The sequence below is a fragment of the Solibacillus merdavium genome, assembly GCF_014836935.1.
Lineage (GTDB): Bacteria > Bacillota > Bacilli > Bacillales_A > Planococcaceae > Solibacillus > Solibacillus ferritrahens.
In genome coordinates this window covers 1-21,819 of the sequence record NZ_JACSPW010000029.1, presented here as the reverse complement: position 1 = coordinate 21,819, position 21,819 = coordinate 1, and the positions used below count along the sequence as shown (strand labels likewise).

Sequence of the window (21,819 nt, the reverse complement as noted above, 5' to 3'; positions counted from 1 at the left end):
GAAAAGGGCATGTTGGAACGAATTTTCGTTCCAACATGCCCTTCCTTATAATTGAATGACTTTTTCAGTGCCCTCTTAAATATAAGGCGGCTTTTTCTAATCACTAATCTTCTCTACCTGGTTTTTCAGGTGTTAATTTTTCTCCCGTTGCTTCAACATCATCGGCTGTAACATTTTCAGCATCTGCATCAACATCTTCAACTGGTGCCGCTGGTGGTGTTACCGTTGCTAATGTATAATCGTCATCTTCTACAATTGAAAATTCTGTAAATTGATCACGTACATTACCCACAGATAACGTATCACCAACTGCTAGCCCGGATACATCAATTTCTACATTATCTGGTATATCGTTTGGTTTTACTTTCACTTTCAATGTATGATTCGGTTGAGTTAATACTCCACCTTCTTTCACACCAACTGAAGTTCCTACCAATGCTACAGGTACATCCACTTCAAGCTCTTCTTTCATATTGATTGCAAGGAAGTCAACGTGCTTTACAAGACCTTTGATTGCATCACGTTGAATATCAGTAAGTACTGCATTTACTCTTTTCCCATCTACCTCAACTTTAAACACGCTTGTTGTACCATATGTTTGAAATATCTTTGCCGTCTCTCTATAATCCAACGAAATCGGCGTTGTATTTGTTTCGTAGCCATATAGCACACCTGCTAACTGACCTTCTTTTCTAAGTTGGGTTAATATCGAACGTTTCCCAGTGTCACGCTTTTTTGCTTTTAAAACTGTAGTCATATTCCATCGTCCCCCTTAAGTAGTAATACAATAGTTTATTTACCCTGCTCTTGTATAAATGAAACATATTAATTATCTGACTTTTAAAAATATTAATGGAACGTTTTCGATAAAGAAAAGAAAAACAGCCCAGGGATAATACCCCTGAGCTGTCCTAATTTGATTAATCAAATAATGTACTAACTGATTTATTTTCATAAACACGAGAAATTGCATCTGCCATTAATTTTGCAACAGATAGTTGCTTAACTTTCGGAGAGATTTTATCTTCGCTTAATTGGATAGTATTTGTTACAACCAACTCTTTAATTGAAGAATTTTCAATACGCTCAATTGCTGGACCAGATAATACCGGGTGTGAGCAGCAAGCATAAACTTCTTTTGCACCACTCTTAATTAATGCCTCTGCACCAATCGTAATTGTACCTGCAGTATCAATAATATCATCGATTAAAATACATACTTTACCCTCTACATTACCAACAATATTCATAACTTCCGCTACATTCGGCTTTGGACGGCGTTTATCAATAATGGCAATCGGAGCTTTTAAACGCTCGGCCATTTTACGTGCACGAGTTACCCCACCATGGTCTGGAGAAACAATTACTAATTCCTCTTCTTTAAAACCTTTAGAACCGAAATGATCAGCAAGTAGTGGTACTGCCACTAAATGGTCAATTAAGATATCGAAGAAACCTTGAATTTGAGGTGCGTGTAAATCTAATACGATAACACGAGTTGCACCAGCAGTTTCAAGAAGATTTGCTACTAATTTAGCAGTAATTGGTTCACGTGCTTTCGCTTTACGGTCTTGACGTGCATAGCCGTAGTAAGGCATAACAACATTTACCGTGCGAGCAGATGCACGTTTAACAGCATCAATCATAATTAAAAGTTCCATTAAATGTTCATTAACAGGAGCAGAAGTAGATTGAACGATAAATACATCCATTCCTCGAATACTTTCTTCAATGCTAATTTGGACTTCTCCATCACTGAAGTGTTTTACAGATGATTTTCCTAGTTCTACACCCATTTCATCGGCAATCTCTTTTGCAAGTGGATTGTTTGAATTTAATGAGAAGATTTTTAATTTTGAGTCAGCGTATTGATACGGCATGATGGCCTCCTGTATTTTAAATAATTTTATTTTGAATTTAATTTACTCATATAGCCTAGTTTATTTTCTTGACGAGCACGTGCAATTGCTAATGCATCTTCTGGAACTTCTTTTGTAATAGTCGAACCAGCTGCAATAAATGACCCTTTTTTCAGTGTTACCGGAGCAACTAAATTAGAATTGCACCCAATAAATACATCGTCTTCAATAATTGTCTTAAATTTATTTTTACCGTCATAATTCACAGTAATCGAGCCACAGCCAATATTTACGTTGCTGCCGACTTCTGCATCACCAATATAGCTTAAGTGGGACACTTTCGTATCATTACCTAGCGTGCTTTTCTTCACTTCTACAAAGTTTCCAATTTTCACATGGTTTCCTAATGACGATTCCGGACGTAAATGCGCAAATGGACCAACTGCTGTTTCATCGCCCACTTGGCTATTTAGTACAACCGAACTATGAATCGTAGTAGCATTTCCAATTTTACTATCGACAATATGGCTGTTCGGACCAATTTTGCAGTCTTCCCCAATTACCGTTTTACCTTCAATAATTACACCAGGTAAAATGACGGAGTCACTGCCGATAATAGCATCTGCGCTAATATGCGTCGTTGCCGGATTAATAATCGTTACACCATTTCGCATATGACGCTCATTTATGCGAGCACGCATTAATTCTTCAGCTTGAGACAAAGCAAAGCGATCATTAACACCCAGCGTTTCGTCAAAGCTATCTGTTACATGTGCTGCAACAATTTCACCTTGCTTTTGTAGGATTTCAATGACATCCGGTAAATAGTATTCACCCTGTGCATTTTCATTTTTCACTTGCTTTAGGGCCTCAAATAATGCTTCATTATCAAAGCAGTAAGTACCTGTATTTATTTCTTTCACAAGCTGTTGCTCCTGTGTTGCATCTTTTTGCTCAACAATTTGGGATACCTGACCATTATTGTCGCGTAAAATACGCCCATAGCCAGTCGGGTTGTCTGTAACCGCTGTCAAAATAGTAGCTTTTGCATTTTCCGAAGCATGGTGATCTAGTAATGCTTGCATTGTTTCAGGACGAATTAAAGGCGTATCTCCACATACTACAAGCGTAGTTCCAGTAAGTCCTTTTAAAATGGGCTCTGTTTGCTGAACGGCGTGTGCAGTACCAAGTTGCTCTGCTTGTAATACATATTCACTTTTATTTCCAAGTGTTTCCTGTACAAGCTCTGCTCCATGTCCTACAACAGTTACGACACGTTCTACATCGAGAGAACCAATATGATCGATTACATGTTCCACCATTGGCTTTCCACATACTGGGTGAAGCACTTTATATAATTTGGACTTCATTCGTGTACCTTGACCAGCAGCCAAGACAACTGCATAAATATTTGTCATATTACAAGTCCTCCATTTTCAGCTCATTTTCTCTTATGACTATATAGTAAATTCACAATCTTTTCAAGGTATTCAGACTTGACAAAAGTTTGAAATCACATATTTAAATATGATAAAAATATATAATCATTATGGCTTTTTCGACATTATTCCCTTTTTTTCTGTTATAGAACATTTTTATAAAAAAAAATAAAAAAAGAGCCTCCTCATATGAGTGACCCCTTAATTGTAATATTAAACATTTGCTTCTTCTAATTCCATAGCATCGCCCTGATTTTCATCAGCAGAAGCATGGAAAGCCTCCAAAACGATTTCCTGGATTTTATTACGTGTATTCGAATTGATTGGGTGTGCAATATCCCGGAATTCACCATCTGGTGTTCTTTTACTTGGCATTGCTACAAATAAACCTGTATTTCCATCTATTACACGAATATCATGAATAACAAATTCATCATCTAGTGTAATGGATGCAATTGCACGCATACGTCCATCTGTTTGAACACGTCGTAATCTTACGTCTGTTATTTCCATTATGAATTCTCCCCCCTATACTTAGGTGCTTCATTTCGTAATACTGAAAAAAGAGAATTTCTTCTCTCCCATTCAATTAATCACTAAAATTGCACCATTTATCAATAGAATACAATAAAATGTAATTTTTTTCTATCTAGAATTTTTATAATTGTTAAAATAAACTAAATATTCTGCGTTTTAATTGCTATTTTGTAATAATTCAATAAAAAATATATTATATTTTTTATTAAAATAAGAAAGCCCACTCCTTTTTTCTCTAGTAAAGGAGCGGGCTGTAGCTGTATTATTATTTTACTAATGCTATAACTTCTATTTCAACACTTACATCTTTTGGAAGACGCGCAACTTCTACTGCAGAACGTGCTGGTTTATGGTCTCCAAAATGACTTGCATACACATCATTCATCGTAGCAAAATCATTCATATCTTTCATAAATACCGTTGTTTTTACAACCTGATCTAAAGAAGAACCCGCTGCAGCCAAAACGGCCTTTAAATTTTCAAATACTTGATGTGTTTGTACTTCAATGTCCCCATCAACTAATTCCCCTGATGCCGTAAGCGGGATTTGACCTGAAGAGTAAAACATATTATTTACAACAATCCCTTGTGCATATGGTCCGATAGCTGCAGGTGCATTTGTTGTTGAAACTGTTTTCATATTAATTTCTCCCCTTTTGAAAAAAATTACCTTCACTTAATGCAATAGTACGATCTTTCTCATTCACTTCTTGTAGCTTTACTAACGAATAATAATCCCCTACTAGTGTCTCATCTGTATGTTCTGCTTCTACTAAGACTGCAATACCTGCAAGCTCACAATCAAATTCTTCTAGTAAGTTTTTCATGCCATTCATCGTACCACCGACTTTCATAAAATCATCGGTAATTAACACGCGTTGGCCACTTTTCATACTACGCTTAGATAAAACCATCGTTTGAATACGTCGGGAAGATCCTGATACATAATTAATACTTACGGTTGAGCCCTCTGTTACTTTGCTGTCACGACGCACAACGACAACCGGCACATTTAAATGTCTTGCGATTGCATGGGCAATTGAAATACCCTTTGTCGCAACTGTCATGATAACATCAATTTTTTGGTCACCAAATGCACTCGCAAATACTTTCCCTACACGATTCATCAACTCTGGATTTCCCAATAAATCCGTCATAAATAAATACCCACCAGGAAGTAGACGATCTGATTGGCTTAATTCAGCAATTAATTCCCTAGTGATTTCACGAACTTCATGTTCCACCATTCTAGGAATATATTTTACACCACCTGCTGCGCCAGGTACGGTAGTTAATAACCCGATTCCTTTTTCTTCGAATGTTTCCTTTACAATTGTTAAATCTTCACTAATGGAAGACTTTGCAGAACTGTAAAGCTCAGAAAAATAAGTTAGCGGGATCAACTGATGCGGATGCTCAAGTAAATAATATGTCATATCTACAAGGCGTTCACTACGCTTCCATTTCATGCGACCCTCTCCTAAACATTAATAATTAAAATACGAATATTTAATAGTCAAATTACCATAATTATACGTATTTATGCAAGCGGATTACGATCCCCTAACATACGAACTACATATACTTCCTCACAAAAACCTCTTAATCCATTGTAAATGCGACTAACACGTGTTTCATTCTCGACTAGACCAAACACTGTCGGGCCACTGCCACTCATCAGTACAGCATCTGCACCAAAGCGTTGCATCTGCTCTTTAATCGTAATCACTTCTGGATGTAAATTAAATGTTACAGTTTCCAAAACATTTCCAAGCGACTGACACATTAATTCATAATCATTCGTTTCAATTGCTTTTATCATTTGTTTTGTATTTGGATGTTTTAAACCCTCAATATTTAACCCACCATATACATCTGCTGTAGATACGCCAATTTTTGGCTTGGCTAAAACAACCCAACATGTTGGAGGTGCAGTTAGTTCCTGAATTTTTTCCCCGCGCCCAGTTGCTAGTGCAGTACCACCATATACACAGAACGACACATCGGAACCAATTTTTGATCCTAGTTCAGCTAGCTCGTCCAAAGATAAATTTAAATTCCAAAGCTCATTTAAACCGCGCAGTGTAGCAGCAGCATCACTACTCCCGCCAGCTAAACCTGCCGCAATCGGAATTTGTTTTTCAATTGAAATATCAACGCCTTCTTTGATACCGTATGTACTTTTAATTAGCTCAGCCGCTTGATAGGCAAAATTACGCTGGTCATCCGGTACAAAATTATCGGCCGAGATAATTTTAATTTGTCCATCTTTACGCGACTCAAGTCCAATCCGGTCGGCTAAATCAACCGTTGTCATAACCATCTCTACTTCATGATAATTATCTGGACGTTTATAAAGCACATCGAGTGATAAATTAATTTTAGCGGGTGCTTTTACATATAACATCGAAAATTCCTCCTACTAATAAGGCACGCAATTTTATTTACGCAATCAATTTATTAATATACCTATTTTAACATACGATGTGTACGAGCAATGTACTAAAGTCTTTACTTTTTCAAGCTTATTTTACTTATAAAAAGAACACCCTCGCAAGATAACTTGCATAAGGGTGTCACTTTTCGTCAACTTACTTTTGGTTGTTCTGCGAGTTCTGTTTGGCTAAATTATTCTCAGCCATTTCAATTGCACGCCTTACCATGTTTCCTGCATCACGGGATTTGATACCGCCCCAACCCTCACGTTCAACTACGTCATAAAATCCAAGTTCTTTTGCAATCTCTTCCTTTAGACGGCTAGACATGATTTTTTGTTTCGCCATGCAAAAAACCTCCCTTTTCGTTGACGCACTTAGCTTGCGCAGAAAATAAAAAAACACTCATATAAAATGAGCGTTTTTTTTAAAAATATTAAAATAAGTACTAGAAAAACTATTTGATGGTAGCAACAGCATCATCTAAAAAAGTAATCTCTACTGCTTCAGTAAGTATATCTGTGTAACTGTAAGATACGCGTTTATTCGCATTATCCTCTTGCTTTAGTTCAATAACGAACACTGCATGATAAGTATCACTTAAGACACCCTCACATTCAATCGTTTTCTTGCGGCCTCCATTTGCTTTTAATTGCAAACGTTTACCCAAGTGACTATCTAATGATTTTTTAATGTCTGCTAACGTTTTTGGCATTTTTGCATACACCTCACTATAAACCAGTTTAACACAGTGTATTTTAAATGTCAATAAAATATAATATTTTATCACCGCTATTCAAAGCCGTCAACTTTTTTCTGAAGTTTTTCTAAAGTTTTTTCAACTCTACATTCACATTATTGTCGAACACAAAAGGCTGGATGTAAGCAATCTGATAATCTGCCAAATTCTTGAATACTCAACGTTTCGCCACGACGAGTTGGGTCAATTCCCGCTTCTGCTAATGCTTGAATAATGAGCTCTTTATTTTGTTTCCCATTTACAAGACCGTTTTGTAAATTATTTAAAATCGTTTTACGGCGTTGTGCAAACGATGCACGGGAAACTTCGAATAAAAAATCTTCGTCAATTACTTTAACTGGCGGTGTTTCATGTTTTATTAGTCGAATAACCGCAGAATCTACATTAGGCTGTGGCATAAATACAGTTTTCGGTACAATCATGGCAATTTCAGCAGTAACATAATATTGAATTGCAATGGATAACGAGCCATATGCTTTTGTACCCGGTTTTGCTGTAATACGATCCGCAACTTCCTTTTGCATCATGACAACAAAGCCACGAATAGGTAAGCGATCATTCAACAGTTTCATTAAAATTGGGGTTGTAACGTAATAAGGTAAGTTAGCTACGACCATTATATCCTCAATACCTGGCATTTCCTCCGCAATTACTTGTTCTACATCCGCTTTTAAAATGTCTGAATGAACAATTTTTACATTATTATAAGGGCTAAGTGTATCTTCCAATACAGGCAAAAGACGCTGGTCAATCTCAAATGAGACGACCTTCTTAGCTTCCCGCGCTAAATGCTCCGTTAATGCACCAATACCAGGACCGACTTCAATCGCACCACTATTTTCCGTTAAATTCGCATGGCTAACAATGTTTCGTAAAATATTGGGATCTATTAGAAAGTTCTGTCCTAAACTCTTTTTAAATGAAAATCCGTACTTCTCTAAAATTTCCTTCGTACGTATCGGTGTGGCAATGTCTTTATACATGCATATCCTCCTGATCTAATTGCAAAATGGCTTCTGCGAACTGCTCGATTGTAATCTGAAACATCATTAATCGTTTATGCAATTGCTTCCCGTTTGTCATTCCTATATTTAAAATTTCCCCTAACCGTTCACGTCGTTTTTTTGACTGGGGGTGACCTATCAATTTGGCTATCATTAAATCTTCCAATGTAATTTTTTCATCAATTTGTGATTCAGCTAATGTATACACATTACTTAATGCTTCACGAATATCTTTATCACTCGCATGCTCAATCCCTAGACCTTTTCCATTTTTTGCAATTGTTTTTGCCTTTGCCAAAAATGCATGCTTTACACCAGGGATTCGCTCTTCTATAATGGCACGAATTCGACGCCCAGGGTAATCCGGGTCAGTAAAAACGATGACGCCCCGCTTCTTTTGCGCATGTGCAATTCTACGTAATACTTCATCCGAAATTGCTGAGCCATTCGTTTCAATTGTATCAGCACCTGTCGCACGTTTTATCGCTGTTGTATCATCTTTTCCTTCGACAACAATAATCTCTTGAATATCCAAGAAATATTCCTCTTTTCTAACATAGTCTTTCGCTATTTTACCATAGAATGCGTTTTGTTACTTCTGTGCTTACTCTAAGAACGAAATCGGACTATACAGGAATTTAACCGTGCTGCCTCCAAGGCTACATTCGAAATTTCCTAAACAGCGAAAAAAGCTTCCTCGCTATCAGTCAAAAAGCGAGAAAGCTACTATACATTTTGGAATAATATTTTATAGAATATATTATGCCTTTGCTAACCCAAATCCATATATAATTTGAAAATTAAATGATACAACTTCCAAAAGATCTGTAACGACTAACAGGCAATAAAACATTCTTTAACAAACTTGTTTATTTAACGATATATTAGTTTAATACTTTAATGCGTACTTTTTTACGTCCCCAGCTATTCGCCTTAGACTTTGATGGCACTAAAACATCAATCTTATTGCCTTTAATGGCACCGCCTGTATCTCCGGCTACTGCATTACCATAGCCTTCGACCCAAACTTTTGTACCTAAGGGAATAACGCGAGGATCCACCGCAATTACCTTCATATCCGGATTTTTGCGCAGGTTAAGACCCGCTGCTGATATACCTGAGCAGCCTGTGCAATATGGCGTATATGCTGTTGCCTCTACATAAAATTCTTTTCCTGAACTTGGTTCACTCGAACGTGAAACTTTTGCAGTTACAACTTTAGTACCTACTGATAAAACTTTTGTTTTTGGTTGTTCCACAATTTTTTCAGAAGCAACCTTTTTGGACACGACTTTACCGTTCTCTTTCACGATATTGTACGTACGCTCCACTTTACCTTTTTTACCTTCTGTTACTACTTTCTCTTTACCCTTCAATAAAGAAGAATCGTTTTTTCTTTCAACTGCGAAATCTACTGATTCCTCCACTACATCGGTAACCTTTTCTACTCGAACAACTGCGATTTTATCATTCGGAGTGATAACTTCCTCCAAATTTTTATCGACACGATCTGATTCACCTAGTTGAATCTCTTGTTGTTTTAAAAAGTTAGCGACCGTAGTCGAAGTGGACCATACTTGTCTCTCTTTAGTGCCATCGACAAGCGTTAACTGAAACGCCTTCTGAATATCGATTTTGTTATCGGCTCCTACTTCTGTATCTAAGCTTTGTGATACAAGATCATGCTCTGTTACTTCAATATTTGCTTCTTCCAAAATGTTCTTCACTACATTTTCAGTTGTCCAAACTTTTGACTGATTTCCATCAACTGAAATTACTACTTCTTTTGCCTGTTCCCATTCAATTGACATTCCACTATCAATCTTGGTACTCAGTGAGGGTGATACTTTATCATAATTCGTTAAATCTATATTTTGAGCTGAAAGTAGCTCATCAACCGTAGTTGCGTGTGTATATAATTTTGATGTCTCGCCGTTTGCCGTAAACATAACGGGAGTTTTCGTTCCATGATAAAGAACGAATGCAATTACAGATACAAACAGAACAAGTGATAAAAATCGTATGCCTGTTTGCTTACTCCTCAATGATCCTAAGAACTGGCTTTTCATGGATTGATTTGACATGAAAATAACGCCTCCTTAATACAAAGTTGGATTATACGCGACTACTTTTCGTACTGTCAATAGAAATGAATTTTTGTAAAATTAGGTGTTTTAATTAAAATCGTGACAAAACTAGTATTGGAGGCGTATTAAAACTTTAAACATTTTTAAATGAAAAAATAATCCAAATAAGTATTTTCTCATTTTGAAAAATAATTTTTTGGATTATTTATTTTGCTATTCACATCTTTTTTTACTAATCAATTTTAAAAAAGCGCTTTGCATTTTCAGTCGTTTTTAAAGCAACTTCTTCTACTGATAATTCCTTAAGTCGAGCAATTTCCTCAGCGACTAAAGTAACATATGCAGGTTCGTTTCGTTTGCCTCTGTAAGGATGAGGTGCTAAATACGGTGCATCCGTTTCGATTAATAAATTCTCCAAAGGAATTTCAGTGGCTACTTCTTTTGGCTGACGCGCGTTTTTAAATGTGACAGGACCTCCTAGACTAATCATAAAGTTCATGTTTATGCATTGATGGGCAGTTTCAACACTCCCACCAAAACAATGCATAATACCACCAACAGCTGCTGCGTCTTCTTCTTGCAAAATCCGCACAACATCCCCTGTTGCATCACGATTATGAATAATAATTGGTAAATTTAATTTTTTCGCTAATTGTATTTGCTTTCGGAACCAATACTGTTGGATATCTTTCGGTGATTTATCCCAATAATAATCCAATCCTGTTTCACCAATTCCAACTACTTTTGGGTGTTTTGCTAGTTGTTCAATCCAATTTAAGTAATCATCGGTACAATCAATTGCATCTACTGGATGCCAGCCAATCACTGCATAGATAAAATCAAATTCTTCTATAAGTTGCATCGCTCGATCTATCGTTTTTTTATCAAAGCCGATAACAACCATTTTTTCTACATTCGCAGCAATTGCTCGGTCAATTACTTCTTGTAAATCTTCCTCATACTGATCTGCATTTAAATGGACATGTGTATCTATATATGTGCTCATCATCATTTCTCCTATCGTGTATTGTACTCACTGAACATATTTCTTAGTTTTCAGTATTATTACATCTAAATTACAAAAATAAAACACTTTGTTATCTTAACGTTTAAAAATAGTAATTATAATGCCAAATAACTATAGAATTAACTATTTCTCTCAACAAAATATTATACTAATATACTTTTAGTCGATTAAAAATACAAAAGCCTGTTGAACATCATTCGTCCAACAGACTCTACTTAAATTACTTCACTTGTGCACCGTTTGCCAATTTAGGATCGACAGTTGCCAATGTTAAAATCCCATCGTGCGAGCCCGCTAAGATCATACCTTGAGATAATTCTCCACGTAATGTAACTGGTTTTAAATTTGCCACAACAATCACTTTTTTACCAACTAACTCCTCTGGTTTATAATGCTCGGCAATGCCCGATACAACTTGGCGTTGCTCATAGCCTAAGTCAACTTGTAACTTTAATAACTTCTTCGCTTTTGCTACTGGTTCACATGCTAAAACTGTCGCAACTCTTAAATCGACCTTCATGAAATCATCTATTGAAATTTCTTCTGTATTAGGTGCTTCTACACTTGTCGATTCTTCCTGTTGTGTTGTTTTTACAGAGCTTTGCATTTGTTCACGAATATAGGCTACTTCGATTTCCGCATCTAAACGAGGGAAAATAGGAGTTCCTTTTTCTACCACTTTAATGTTTCTTGGAATAACATTGCCGAATGTTTCAATTGTGTCCCATGCTAATAATTTATCATCAAGTCCTAATTGCTCCATAATTTGCTTTGGTGCATTTGTCATAAATGGTTGAATAAGCACGGCAATATGACGCAAACTTTCTGCTAAATTATTCATTACTGCAGCTAACTTATTTCTATCCGATTCATCTTTTGCCAATACCCAAGGAGATGTTTCATCAATATACTTATTTGTACGTGATACAAGTGACCAAATTTCCGAAAGTACGACACTAAATTGCATTTTTTCCATACTTTCTTCATATTTAATACGTACAGTTTCAGCATGTGCCTTTAAGGCTGCATCGAATTCAGTGTCCTGAAGATTTTCAGTAGGAATTTCTCCTTCGAAATATTTGTTCATCATTGAAACAGTTCGATTTAAAAGATTCCCTAAGTCATTTGCCAAATCAAAGTTTGTACGTTCTACAAAAGACTCTGGTGAAAATACACCATCTTGACCAAAAGGTAATTCACGTAATAAGAAATAGCGTGTCGCATCTAAGCCATATCGCTCGATTAACATTTCAGGATAGACAACATTTCCTTTAGATTTCGACATTTTGCCATCCTTCATCATAATGAAACCGTGTGCAAAAATCTTTTTCGGTAAAGGTAGTTCCAGGGCCATTAGGAAGATCGGCCAATAGATCGTATGGAACCGCACGATATCTTTACCTACTACATGAACATCTGCTGGCCAATATTTATTGAATAATTCTTCATTGTCAGAACCATAGCCTAATGAAGTAATGTAGTTCGATAATGCATCTACCCATACATAAATGACATGTTTCGGATTTCCTGGTACTTTAATGCCCCAGTCGAATGATGTACGAGAAACCGATAAATCTTCCAACCCCGGTTTAATGAAGTTATTAATCATTTCATTTTTTCGAGATTCAGGTTCTATAAATTCTAAATTATCCTCATAATAAGCAAGTAATCGATCTGCATACTTTTTCATATTAAAGAAGTAAGATTCTTCATTCACTTTTTGGACATCCCGACCACAATCCGGGCACTTTCCATCCATTAATTGCGTCTCAGTATAGTAAGATTCACAAGGTACACAATATAATCCTTCATATTCACCTATATAAATATCGCCATTATCCAAAAACTTTTGAAAAATTTTCTCTACTGAATCAGTATGTCGCTTTTCAGTGGTTTGAATAAAGTCATTATAGGAAATATCCATAGTATTCCATAATTTTTTGGCGCCTTCTGCAATTTCATTTACATAATCTTGTGGATGCATCTTAGCTTCTTGCGCTTTTTCCTGTATTTTTTGACCATGTTCGTCCATACCTGTTAAAAAGCGTACATCAAAACCTTTTAAACGCTTATACCGCGCTATTGCATCAGATGCAACCGTTGTATAGGCAGTACCGATGTGAAACTTACCGCTGGGGTAATAAATTGGGGTTGTTATATAGAATGTTTGTTGTTCACTCACGAAAGTGCCTCCATTTGTTTGTTAAGTATAATCTTTATTCTAACGAAGTACGAAACTTGTTTCAATGAAAGTTTATCGGAATTCCAAGATGTCGAAAAATCAGCACAAAAATATGGGAAATCCTTATACCCTTTTGACTATCTAGAATTATTTTTGGTAAGAATTTTTCATATCTGCACATAATATTACAAATATGACAAAAAAGTTTCTCAAATGAAGGAAATTTGAATGCTAAATAATTGACGTATATGGTATTAGTTGGTATGATTCTAACTAGACAATGTTAAATGTCGAATTTTGACGAAATTTAAATATCTCAATTAAGAATATAGGAGGAAATATTAATTATGAAATCAACAGGTATTGTACGTAAAGTAGACGAATTAGGACGTGTAGTAATTCCAATCGAATTGCGCCGTACATTAGGTATTGCAGAAAAGGACGCTTTAGAAATTTATGTAGATGACGACAAAATTATCTTAAAAAAATATATGCCTAACATGACATGTGCAGTAACTGGTGAAGTTTCTGATGATAACATGCGTTTAGTAGGCGGTAAATTAATTTTATCTTCTGAAGGTGCAGAAGCATTAATGAAAGAAATCCAATCAAACCTTAATAAGTAAATGGTAATATGATTATTTTTTACTTTTCTAGTATAAAGTATTATTTTACCAAACGAAAAAAGCATTGAAAAGTACGACGACTTTTCAATGCTTTTTTTATTGATGATATGCTTGGTATACATCACGTTTAGGCAAATTACGTAGTTTGGCTACTTCTTTAATTGCTTCTTTTGAAGAGATTTTAGATTCCTCTATTATATAAGAGACATGTTCTTCTAGAGACATGTTTGTCCAATAGCTTTCTTCCTCTTCTTCTATTTCATTCGCACTGTTACCTTCCAGAACAAGACAAAATTCACCTCGAATTTCATTTTCGCTAGCCCACACTATTGCTTCCTCTATTGTCCCTCGTAGAAACTCTTCAAATTTCTTTGTTAACTCGCGTGCCAATGTTATTTGGCGGTTTCCTAATACAAGCTGCAAATCTTTCAAAGTTTCCTTTAAACGGTGAGGTGCTTCATAAAAAATAAGCGTTTCTTGTCGTTTCAATAATTTATCCAGTTGCTCACGACGTTCCTTTTTATTTCGTTTTAAAAATCCAAAGAAATAAAATGGCTGTGGAGATATACCGGACGCGATCAGGGCAGTTAGTGCCGCATTTGCTCCTGGGATAGGTACGACAGCAAAACCTTCTGCAATTGCTTTCACAACAATATCTGCACCTGGGTCTGAAATACACGGCAGACCCGCATCACTTACTAATGCGATGGACTTCCCTTCACGCAAATAGCCAAGTAACTTTTCTCCACCTGCTTCAATATTATGCTCATGGTAACTAATAAGGGGTGTTTGTATCTCATAGTAATTACAGAGCTTTTTTGTATTCCGTGTATCTTCTGCAGCAATAATATCCACTTCTTTAAGAATCCGTAATGCTCGCATAGTCATATCTTCTAAATTGCCAATTGGTGTGGCTACTAAGTACAGGCAGCTTCCTTGCTCATGCTGGCTACTTTTCTGTGATTTCATCTGTAGCCCTCCTTATATAATCAATTTTTTGGGGACGTTTAAGTTGTTTAAACGCATATTCTGCTGACATCGCTTGTTCCTTTGTTTCAAATGTTTCAAAGTAAATACATGTTACTGGACCTCGTGCTCGCGTATATTTAGCACCTTTTCCTGCATTATGTGCAGCAATGCGCTTTTCTAAATTATTCGTATAGCCTGCATAGAAAGATGTATCTCTACACTCTAACACATAAAAATAGTGTTTAATTTCCTTCTCCATATAAAAGTGCCCTCACTTCTGCCGTATATTCGTTATCATCTTTATATACGTATAAGGGAGGCAAGATTTTTAAATCTGGCTTACCGTCTTTTATCGCTTCAATCAACAATGTATTCGCTTCTTTCCCTTGTTTCGGATAAACAAATTGAATACGCTTTGGCTCTAAACGGTTTGCACGCATCGCTGTAACAATATCCAAAAGTCTGCCTGGTCTGTGCACAAAAGCAGCCTTACCACCCTGCTTTAATAAACGGCTTGCTGCTTCTACTGCCTCGTCAAGTGTTAAATGGATTTCATGCCTCGCAATAGCATAGTGTTCACTCGTATTTTTTTCGCTTAGCTCATGCGCTAAAAAGTATGGAGGATTACATGTCACTACATCATATTTTTCAATTCCCAATGTTTGTGGCGTATCCTTAACATCCCCCAATTGCATATCAATTTGATGTGACAATTCATTATAAGCAATGCTACGAGTTGCCATATCGTGTAATTTAGGCTGCAGTTCTACTCCTGTAATCTTTGCTTTTGTTCGAGCACTTAAAAATAGTGGAATCACTCCATTTCCCGAACAAAGATCGATAATATGACCTCTACTTTTTGGGATTTGCACAAAGCGTGCCAATAATACTGCATCTAATGAAAACGAAAAGACTGATGGACTTTGAATAATTCTTAAATCTTCAGCAAGCAAATAGTCCATTCGCTCATCATTCTTTAACCATTGTTCCAAATCACAATCCTCCACATAACTACTATTTAAAATTTCTTTCTTACTTAAACAAAAGACTGATATCCACATTAGCAGATTCAGCCTTTTTTATTAACCATTTTGTTTATTTAAAAATGATAGACAGAACAAACAATCTTCACTTTTACGCGAGCTGCCAAAATGCACATGGCATACGTGGAACCCTTCGTGATAAAGCCTTGCTAAATTATCGTAACCTTCGCCAATATCTACGGGTTCCTTTTTTATCTCTTCAACTTGTTTATTTGCAATCGCTTCATTCGCCAATAGTTCTTCTAAACGCGTACGTAGGTGAAGGTTTTCTGTTTGAAGCGTCTGATGCTCCTCCATCATATGCGCAACAAATTGCTTAAGTGCGCTAAATTGTTGTTGCATTGATTCAAGCTGTTGTTCGAACTCCATAACAGTATCTAAAAAATTACGGTCCTTCACTCAAGCCACCCCATTAATTCTATCTATATCAGATTTTTCTCATACTGCATGAGCTCTTCAAGCGTATATTCAACCATACGCTCTTGCTTCGTTAAATATACTTGAATAAGTCGCTCTAATACATTTAATCCGATGACTTTACCTTCTCCTTCTGGTGTCATCGATAGATCACCAATGTCAGGCATACCTTCTTTTGCAATTTCATAATCATCATTTTCATACTTTAAGCAGCACATTAAACGTCCGCATAAACCAGAGATCTTTGTCGGATTTAATGATAGATTTTGATCCTTTGCCATTTTAATTGACACTGGCTCAAAATCCCCTAAAAATGTCGAACAACAAAGCATCCTTCCACAAGGACCTATTCCGCCAAGTAATTTGGCTTCATCACGAACCCCTATTTGGCGAAGTTCAATACGTGTACGGAAAACACTCGCTAAATCTTTTACTAGCTCCCGGAAATCCACACGTCCCTCTGCTGTAAAATAAAAAATAATTTTATTACGATCAAATGTATATTCTACGTCCACAAGCTTCATTTCTAACGAATGCTCAATTATTTTCGTATTCGCTAAATCAAATGCCCGTTTTGACTCAAATGTATTTTCTTCCACTTGGAAACGATCACGCTCATCTGCTGGTCGAACGACTTGCTTTAATGGTAAAACAACGTCATTTTCCCCGACTTGTCGCATTGGCACAACAACCTTGCCATATTCAATTCCGCGTGCAGTTTCTACGATGACATATTCTCCAACATCCAAAATATATGCTGCTGGATCAAAATAATATATTTTACCCGCTTTTTTAAAGCGAACTCCGACTACATTATACAAATGTATACCCCTCCTGAAGATTCAGCATAAGCTGTTCCATCAATAACGTACGATTCATATTACGATTTAGGTTTGTTCGGGCTTGTAATATTGACTGCATTTGACTCGATAATTTTTCATACGTCAATACTAAGGCCATATCATTAAATCGTTGATACATATCGGGATACGTACACACGGCTTGTTGATTTGCTTTAATCGCTACAATATCGCGATACGCAAATAATAACAAATCAAGTGCTAGCTCCATATCTTCTTTTTCTTTAAATAATGGGAGCCATTCTTCATGAATAAATAATAAAGCTTCATGAATATTTTGATGAACAATCTCTACTAATTTTAACACTGTTTTCCGTGCAAGTACAAACTGCTCATCATTTGCAAGTGCAAAAGCTGTATCAATATCATTCGTTACCATGCTTGTTGTCGATGCCATAGATTTTGTGAGCCCTTGTTCTATGAGCTGCTCCATTAAATTAGTACGGGGAGCTTTTGCAAATTTAATATGCTGACAACGTGAACGAATTGTTGGAATAATGGATTGAATTTGCTCCGTCAATAAAATTGCCACAACTTGTCCATCGGGCTCTTCTAAAAACTTTAAAAGCATATTGGCAGAGGCAATATTTAATTTATCTGCATGATGCAGTACATAAATTTTTTTCCCTTCCTCTACACCTGTCATTTTCACTTCAGCAACTAATTCCCGTATTTGGTCAATCTTAATAAATTGACCATCGGGCTCTATTTGCCAAATATTTGGGTGATTTCCAGAATCAATACGTCTGCAATTTCGACATGTTTCACATGGAACATTTTTTGACAAATTTCCGCAAAGGAGAAGTTTCATAAAAAAAGAGACGACATCTCGTTTGCCCGTACCTTTTTCACCTTCAAAAATATAGGCATGTGCTAAACGATTTTTTTCTACAATGGTTTGTAACTGCTTCATTACTACAGGCTGCAGCTTCGTAAGCTCTTCAATAGTTCGTGTCATTTCCTTCACCTTTTCATTTACTGCTTCTATTTATTTGAATAGTCCTATGTACAATTCAAACAATGTATCTTCTGCTTGGAAAAAAGCCCGTGTCTAGTGCACAACAAAGACACGGGCATATTTTTACATATACAGATTTATTAATAGTCCTTTAATTTCGCCAATTTTCGATAATAGCTCAATAGACTCTTTTTCTTCATTTAAAATATCTTCGGTTAATTCGACAAGTCGTTCATCAATTGTTTCAACAATTTTTAGGCGACGTCCTTCACCAAAGCGATTCCATGTATGGGATTGCTTCATCTCAAGACCGTAATCAACGGCTTCTTGTAAAAAGCGTTTAATAAGCATTTTAAAACGCGCCAATTCCCGCAAATTTCGAGAACGAGCTACACGATCACCAGCTGTCGATATATCTCCTAAAAGTCTCGTGAGTTGCTCCGATTGCATTTTTGAACCTTGTTTTACAACCATATCTCCAAAGCGATTGCCATTTTGGTTTATTGGACGTAAATCATTGCGATTTGCATTCAAATTTACCCGGAGATCCTGATTAATTTTCATTTATCATTCGCCTCCAAAAATCAATTATGCCTCGGCATAATTGTATCCAAATTCCGCTTGCCATAAAAAGAACATGCTGAATTCGTATATCTACCAGAGGCCTCAATATCTTTCATTTTGCTGAAAGATATTAAAAATGATGGAATTGTTCGATTGGCAATACAAATACTATTGCTCCTCCAACTTCAACTTCCACAGGGTACGGGATGTAGGAATCAGCATTCCCTCCCATTGGTGATACAGGAGCGACCATTTGCTCGCGTGAACGACAGTTTTCACGAATAATTTCTAATAACTTAGGGATTAATGAATCATCCGTTCCTATTAAAAATGTCGTATTTCCAGACCGTAAAAAACCACCTGTACTCGCTAATTTTGTTGCTCGATAGTTGTTTTTTGTTAATGCATTGGATAAACGGTTACTATCTTGATCCTGTACTACTGCTACTACTAACTTCATCCGTACTCACCCCTTCATTGAATTGGTTCCTCTATTATATCATAAATAAAAGGTACACTTCATTTACTTTTACCCTAATAAAGGATTTAAAATCATCCATACGTCCTCAATCACTTGCTCTAACTCCTGATCTGCATTAATAATTTTAAAGCGCTCCGGGTAACGTCTCATAGCATCTTCATAGCCTTCGTATACTTTTTTATGGAATGCTAAGCTTTCTATATCTAAACGGTTTAATTCATCAATACGGGTTGAATGAATACGAGCTAAACCTTTTTCAGGAGATATATTAAAAAATATAGTAACATCCGGAAGGCGCTTCCCTATGGCGAATTCATTGATAGCTAATACTTCATTAACACCAATTTCACGTGCATAGCCCTGATATGCTAATGATGAATCGATGAATCGGTCACATAATACATGCTTTCCCTTATCTAGTGCAGGTAATATTTTTTCGTAAAAATGTTGGGAACGGGCTGCGGCATATAGTAATGCCTCTGTACGTTCATGCATTTCAGTATGGGCAGGATCTAAAATAACAGCACGAATTTTTTCCGCTATTTCAATCCCACCTGGCTCACGTGTTAATAAAGCATCAATCTGTTTTTCTTTGAGGCGCTCACCTATTGCTTTTAACACGCTCGTTTTTCCGGCTCCTTCTCCGCCTTCAAATGTAATAAATAAATTCCTTTGCATTTTTATATTCTCCCTGCATCTATTTTATGACTTGTATTAATTTCTCTTGTAGACGGTGCTCCCCCTGAAACATTGCACCAATCGCAAGTAGCTCTTCCAATTGACTCAGTTTTGCTACTGTAATTTTTTCACCTGGTACGAATAATGGAATACCTGGTGGATATGGAATTATCGTTGAAGCAGCCACTCGCCCAATTGCTCTCATATATGGAAGCCATTCTTTCTCAGCCCGTTCAATTTCGTCAAAGCTATACTCTGCTTTTATAATAGGCGTCATTTCAAAATTAGCTTGATATTCACTTTCTTTATTTCCTGGTAAATCTTTCAAATGAATAACTGCCTCTCTCATTCGAATTCGTAAATCAGCAAACGAATAACTATCTCCCTGCTTTAACAATGGCAATATAATCAGCACTTGTTTCGCATCAGCCAACTCTACATAAACATGCACCTTCTCCAATGCCTCTTTTAACAGGAAACCCGAATAGCCAGGTGCCCGAATTAATAACTTTAACGTATCATCGACTTCTACCACTTGCAATTCTGTCGATGCTGTTACAGAATCAATAAATTGCCGACGTTTATCCATTAAATAGGTATAGTCAATATCCGTATAACTTTCAACGTAGCTTCTTGCATCATCAAGGGAAGCTAACAATAAGTATGACGGACTACTCGATTGTAACATACGTAAATAATGGTTTACCCTTTGTTCGCTTACTAGCGATGTTTTCATATGTAAAAAAGAAGCCATCGTCATTGCTGGCAACGTTTTATGTGCAGATTGTACAACAATGTCTGCACCAGCATCCAAAGCAGATTGTGGCAGTTTCCCTGTCACCTTCAAATGGGCGCCATGTGCTTCATCCACTAATACAGGGATGTTGTAAGAGTGGCAAAGGTTTATTTGTTCCATTAAATCACTCGCTGTCACCCCGTAATAAGTGGGATATGTAAAAATGGCAGCTTTAGCCTCTGGATAGCTCAATAGGGCTTTTTTTAGTGTATCCAGTTCAATACAGCCCGGTGTTTGACTTTCAGTATGCCATTTAGGAGCAATATATACTGGATTTACTCCAACCAGTTCAAGGGCATGAAAAATAGATTTATGCGCATTGCGCTGTACAAGCACCGTATCCCCTCTTTGGCATGTAGCATAGATCATTGCCAAATTTCCTACTGTTGAGCCGTTAACTAAAAAGAAACTACGTTCTGCTCCATATGTAGAAGCCAGTAACTGTTCTGCTTGTAAAATAATTTCTTCTGGATGATGATAGTCGTCTAAGCCCGTCAACTCGGTTACATCATATGTTAATGCGTGCTTAATCGCACTTGGTAAATTTGAAAGCAACCCATTTTTATGTCCTGGCACATGAAGAGATTGCGGTTCATTCGCTACAAATTCTTTTAATGCTTGAACGATTGGTCGATTGTTTTTCACCGTCATCACCTCATTTATTGTTATCCTTCTATTATAAGACCATGAGAGAAATAAAAAAACTAGCTAACAATACTAATTAGCTAGTGAAATATCTCAAATTATTTTAGTTCTCAAATAATCCAAAGTAATGGTTACTTCTAACTTTTATAACATTTTAATTATCCTCTGTAACTCCTTTAAGGTTGTGTTTTTCTAAAGGGTTAATTACTAATAGACCTTCTGATATTAATTGCTGGACGTGTCCTTCTACTTCAAATTCCAACTACTGTTTGTTTTGCATTATGATCTGGTAATTATTCTTCCTTTTACTCGAGTGAACTTTCCCTACTTTTTTAACTGTGGGTAAAATTGATGATAAATATTAATCGTTGGGATCAACAAAAAAACCACTGATTTCTCAGTGGTTTTACATGTGCGAAGCGACGTCCTACTCTCACAGGGGGAAGCCCCCA

General features: G+C 36.4%; 25 protein-coding genes. 1 reads left to right on the top strand and 24 read right to left on the bottom strand.

Going from position 1 to position 21,819, the window contains the following annotated elements; genetic code table 11:
• Positions 1 to 103: 103 nt before the first annotated feature.
• From H9632_RS18190 to metG, 14 genes are all read right to left on the bottom strand, one after another.
• Positions 104 to 757 carry a 50S ribosomal protein L25/general stress protein Ctc gene (locus H9632_RS18190; RefSeq protein ID WP_191705480.1) on the bottom strand — a complete coding sequence of 218 codons (654 nt, stop codon included), beginning with the start codon at positions 755 to 757 and terminating at the stop codon, positions 104 to 106.
• Between the two features lie 163 nt (positions 758 to 920).
• Positions 921 to 1,880, bottom strand: coding sequence for a ribose-phosphate diphosphokinase (locus tag H9632_RS18185; protein ID WP_191705479.1), 960 nt, complete (start codon positions 1,878 to 1,880; stop codon positions 921 to 923).
• 26 nt (positions 1,881 to 1,906) lie between these two features.
• Positions 1,907 to 3,277 (bottom strand): bifunctional UDP-N-acetylglucosamine diphosphorylase/glucosamine-1-phosphate N-acetyltransferase GlmU, encoded by a 1,371-nt coding sequence (gene glmU, locus H9632_RS18180; protein ID WP_191705478.1) that lies wholly within the window; start codon positions 3,275 to 3,277, stop codon positions 1,907 to 1,909.
• 234 nt (positions 3,278 to 3,511) lie between these two features.
• Entirely contained in the window at positions 3,512 to 3,811 is a 300-nt protein-coding gene (spoVG, locus tag H9632_RS18175) for a septation regulator SpoVG (protein WP_191705477.1), read from the bottom strand.
• A gap of 289 nt (positions 3,812 to 4,100) precedes the next feature.
• On the bottom strand, positions 4,101 to 4,475 hold the full coding sequence (locus H9632_RS18170; protein WP_191705476.1) for a RidA family protein: 375 nt from the start codon (positions 4,473 to 4,475) through the stop codon (positions 4,101 to 4,103).
• A 1-nt stretch (position 4,476) separates the two neighbouring features.
• Positions 4,477 to 5,304: a pur operon repressor gene (gene purR / locus H9632_RS18165; RefSeq protein WP_191705475.1), complete on the bottom strand. Its 828-nt coding sequence runs from the start codon at positions 5,302 to 5,304 to the stop codon at positions 4,477 to 4,479.
• Between the two features lie 71 nt (positions 5,305 to 5,375).
• The gene (gene ispE, locus H9632_RS18160; RefSeq protein ID WP_191705474.1) at positions 5,376 to 6,242 is read right to left on the bottom strand and encodes a 4-(cytidine 5'-diphospho)-2-C-methyl-D-erythritol kinase; all 867 of its coding nucleotides are present in this window, start codon (positions 6,240 to 6,242) and stop codon (positions 5,376 to 5,378) included.
• A gap of 184 nt (positions 6,243 to 6,426) precedes the next feature.
• Entirely contained in the window at positions 6,427 to 6,618 is a 192-nt protein-coding gene (locus H9632_RS18155; protein WP_191705473.1) for a small, acid-soluble spore protein, alpha/beta type, read from the bottom strand.
• 109 nt (positions 6,619 to 6,727) lie between these two features.
• Positions 6,728 to 6,985: a biofilm formation stimulator Veg gene (gene veg, locus H9632_RS18150; protein ID WP_191701734.1), complete on the bottom strand. Its 258-nt coding sequence runs from the start codon at positions 6,983 to 6,985 to the stop codon at positions 6,728 to 6,730.
• A gap of 140 nt (positions 6,986 to 7,125) precedes the next feature.
• A complete protein-coding gene (rsmA, locus tag H9632_RS18145; RefSeq protein ID WP_191705472.1) occupies positions 7,126 to 8,013 on the bottom strand; it encodes a 16S rRNA (adenine(1518)-N(6)/adenine(1519)-N(6))-dimethyltransferase RsmA in 888 nt (295 codons plus the stop codon).
• Positions 8,006 to 8,569, bottom strand: coding sequence for a ribonuclease M5 (gene rnmV, locus H9632_RS18140; RefSeq protein WP_191705471.1), 564 nt, complete (start codon positions 8,567 to 8,569; stop codon positions 8,006 to 8,008). Before rnmV ends, rsmA begins: the two co-directional genes overlap by 8 nt.
• Before the next feature lie 349 nt (positions 8,570 to 8,918).
• Positions 8,919 to 10,118 carry a G5 and 3D domain-containing protein gene (locus H9632_RS18135; RefSeq protein WP_191705470.1) on the bottom strand — a complete coding sequence of 400 codons (1,200 nt, stop codon included), beginning with the start codon at positions 10,116 to 10,118 and terminating at the stop codon, positions 8,919 to 8,921.
• A gap of 235 nt (positions 10,119 to 10,353) precedes the next feature.
• Positions 10,354 to 11,127 carry a TatD family hydrolase gene (locus H9632_RS18130; RefSeq protein ID WP_191705469.1) on the bottom strand — a complete coding sequence of 258 codons (774 nt, stop codon included), beginning with the start codon at positions 11,125 to 11,127 and terminating at the stop codon, positions 10,354 to 10,356.
• Positions 11,128 to 11,368: 241 nt separating this feature from the next.
• On the bottom strand, positions 11,369 to 13,330 hold the full coding sequence (gene metG, locus H9632_RS18125; RefSeq protein ID WP_191705468.1) for a methionine--tRNA ligase: 1,962 nt from the start codon (positions 13,328 to 13,330) through the stop codon (positions 11,369 to 11,371).
• 347 nt (positions 13,331 to 13,677) lie between these two features.
• On the opposite strand from metG, the gene H9632_RS18120 reads away from it, so the two are divergent.
• On the top strand, positions 13,678 to 13,956 hold the full coding sequence (locus H9632_RS18120) for an AbrB/MazE/SpoVT family DNA-binding domain-containing protein (protein ID WP_191705467.1): 279 nt from the start codon (positions 13,678 to 13,680) through the stop codon (positions 13,954 to 13,956).
• A gap of 96 nt (positions 13,957 to 14,052) precedes the next feature.
• Here the strand turns inward: H9632_RS18120 and rsmI are convergent, their stop codons facing one another.
• The 10 genes from rsmI to H9632_RS18070 all read right to left on the bottom strand — a co-directional run bounded on the left by rsmI (position 14,053) and on the right by H9632_RS18070 (position 21,367).
• Positions 14,053 to 14,925, bottom strand: a complete 873-nt coding sequence (gene rsmI / locus H9632_RS18115; protein ID WP_191705466.1) for a 16S rRNA (cytidine(1402)-2'-O)-methyltransferase — start codon at positions 14,923 to 14,925, stop codon at positions 14,053 to 14,055.
• A complete protein-coding gene (locus H9632_RS18110) occupies positions 14,906 to 15,184 on the bottom strand; it encodes a GIY-YIG nuclease family protein (protein ID WP_191705465.1) in 279 nt (92 codons plus the stop codon). Before H9632_RS18110 ends, rsmI begins: the two co-directional genes overlap by 20 nt.
• Positions 15,168 to 15,917, bottom strand: coding sequence for a tRNA1(Val) (adenine(37)-N6)-methyltransferase (locus tag H9632_RS18105; RefSeq protein ID WP_191705464.1), 750 nt, complete (start codon positions 15,915 to 15,917; stop codon positions 15,168 to 15,170). The genes H9632_RS18110 and H9632_RS18105 overlap by 17 nt, the downstream gene beginning before the upstream one ends.
• Before the next feature lie 90 nt (positions 15,918 to 16,007).
• A complete protein-coding gene (gene yabA, locus H9632_RS18100; protein WP_191705463.1) occupies positions 16,008 to 16,367 on the bottom strand; it encodes a DNA replication initiation control protein YabA in 360 nt (119 codons plus the stop codon).
• Positions 16,368 to 16,390: 23 nt separating this feature from the next.
• Positions 16,391 to 17,206, bottom strand: coding sequence for a PSP1 domain-containing protein (locus H9632_RS18095; protein WP_191701745.1), 816 nt, complete (start codon positions 17,204 to 17,206; stop codon positions 16,391 to 16,393).
• Positions 17,199 to 18,203 (bottom strand): DNA polymerase III subunit delta', encoded by a 1,005-nt coding sequence (holB, locus tag H9632_RS18090; protein WP_191705462.1) that lies wholly within the window; start codon positions 18,201 to 18,203, stop codon positions 17,199 to 17,201. The genes H9632_RS18095 and holB overlap by 8 nt, the downstream gene beginning before the upstream one ends.
• A gap of 123 nt (positions 18,204 to 18,326) precedes the next feature.
• Positions 18,327 to 18,767 (bottom strand): YaaR family protein, encoded by a 441-nt coding sequence (locus tag H9632_RS18085; RefSeq protein ID WP_191705461.1) that lies wholly within the window; start codon positions 18,765 to 18,767, stop codon positions 18,327 to 18,329.
• Between the two features lie 130 nt (positions 18,768 to 18,897).
• Entirely contained in the window at positions 18,898 to 19,227 is a 330-nt protein-coding gene (locus H9632_RS18080; protein WP_191701748.1) for a cyclic-di-AMP receptor, read from the bottom strand.
• Positions 19,228 to 19,296: 69 nt separating this feature from the next.
• Positions 19,297 to 19,926 (bottom strand): dTMP kinase, encoded by a 630-nt coding sequence (gene tmk / locus H9632_RS18075; RefSeq protein ID WP_191705460.1) that lies wholly within the window; start codon positions 19,924 to 19,926, stop codon positions 19,297 to 19,299.
• Positions 19,927 to 19,945: 19 nt separating this feature from the next.
• Entirely contained in the window at positions 19,946 to 21,367 is a 1,422-nt protein-coding gene (locus H9632_RS18070) for an aminotransferase class I/II-fold pyridoxal phosphate-dependent enzyme (RefSeq protein WP_450097564.1), read from the bottom strand.
• Between the last annotated feature and the right edge of the window lie 452 nt (positions 21,368 to 21,819).

What these genes read in the sequence shown, in the direction of transcription:
- H9632_RS18085 (WP_191705461.1), bottom strand. Translation starts at nt 18,767, where the DNA reads ATGAAAATTAATCAGGATCTCCGGGTAAATTTGAATGCAAATCGCAAT.
- H9632_RS18170 (WP_191705476.1), bottom strand. Translation starts at nt 4,475, where the DNA reads ATGAAAACAGTTTCAACAACAAATGCACCTGCAGCTATCGGACCATAT.
- H9632_RS18135 (WP_191705470.1), bottom strand. Translation starts at nt 10,118, where the DNA reads ATGTCAAATCAATCCATGAAAAGCCAGTTCTTAGGATCATTGAGGAGT.
- tmk (WP_191705460.1), bottom strand. Translation starts at nt 19,926, where the DNA reads ATGCAAAGGAATTTATTTATTACATTTGAAGGCGGAGAAGGAGCCGGA.
- rsmI (WP_191705466.1), bottom strand. Translation starts at nt 14,925, where the DNA reads ATGAAATCACAGAAAAGTAGCCAGCATGAGCAAGGAAGCTGCCTGTAC.
- purR (WP_191705475.1), bottom strand. Translation starts at nt 5,304, where the DNA reads ATGAAATGGAAGCGTAGTGAACGCCTTGTAGATATGACATATTATTTA.
- H9632_RS18080 (WP_191701748.1), bottom strand. Translation starts at nt 19,227, where the DNA reads ATGAAGTTAGTAGTAGCAGTAGTACAGGATCAAGATAGTAACCGTTTA.
- H9632_RS18185 (WP_191705479.1), bottom strand. Translation starts at nt 1,880, where the DNA reads ATGCCGTATCAATACGCTGACTCAAAATTAAAAATCTTCTCATTAAAT.
- glmU (WP_191705478.1), bottom strand. Translation starts at nt 3,277, where the DNA reads ATGACAAATATTTATGCAGTTGTCTTGGCTGCTGGTCAAGGTACACGA.
- holB (WP_191705462.1), bottom strand. Translation starts at nt 18,203, where the DNA reads ATGACACGAACTATTGAAGAGCTTACGAAGCTGCAGCCTGTAGTAATG.
- veg (WP_191701734.1), bottom strand. Translation starts at nt 6,985, where the DNA reads ATGCCAAAAACGTTAGCAGACATTAAAAAATCATTAGATAGTCACTTG.
- rsmA (WP_191705472.1), bottom strand. Translation starts at nt 8,013, where the DNA reads ATGTATAAAGACATTGCCACACCGATACGTACGAAGGAAATTTTAGAG.
- H9632_RS18130 (WP_191705469.1), bottom strand. Translation starts at nt 11,127, where the DNA reads ATGAGCACATATATAGATACACATGTCCATTTAAATGCAGATCAGTAT.
- H9632_RS18120 (WP_191705467.1), top strand. Translation starts at nt 13,678, where the DNA reads ATGAAATCAACAGGTATTGTACGTAAAGTAGACGAATTAGGACGTGTA.
- H9632_RS18155 (WP_191705473.1), bottom strand. Translation starts at nt 6,618, where the DNA reads ATGGCGAAACAAAAAATCATGTCTAGCCGTCTAAAGGAAGAGATTGCA.
- H9632_RS18190 (WP_191705480.1), bottom strand. Translation starts at nt 757, where the DNA reads ATGACTACAGTTTTAAAAGCAAAAAAGCGTGACACTGGGAAACGTTCG.
- H9632_RS18110 (WP_191705465.1), bottom strand. Translation starts at nt 15,184, where the DNA reads ATGGAGAAGGAAATTAAACACTATTTTTATGTGTTAGAGTGTAGAGAT.
- spoVG (WP_191705477.1), bottom strand. Translation starts at nt 3,811, where the DNA reads ATGGAAATAACAGACGTAAGATTACGACGTGTTCAAACAGATGGACGT.
- ispE (WP_191705474.1), bottom strand. Translation starts at nt 6,242, where the DNA reads ATGTTATATGTAAAAGCACCCGCTAAAATTAATTTATCACTCGATGTG.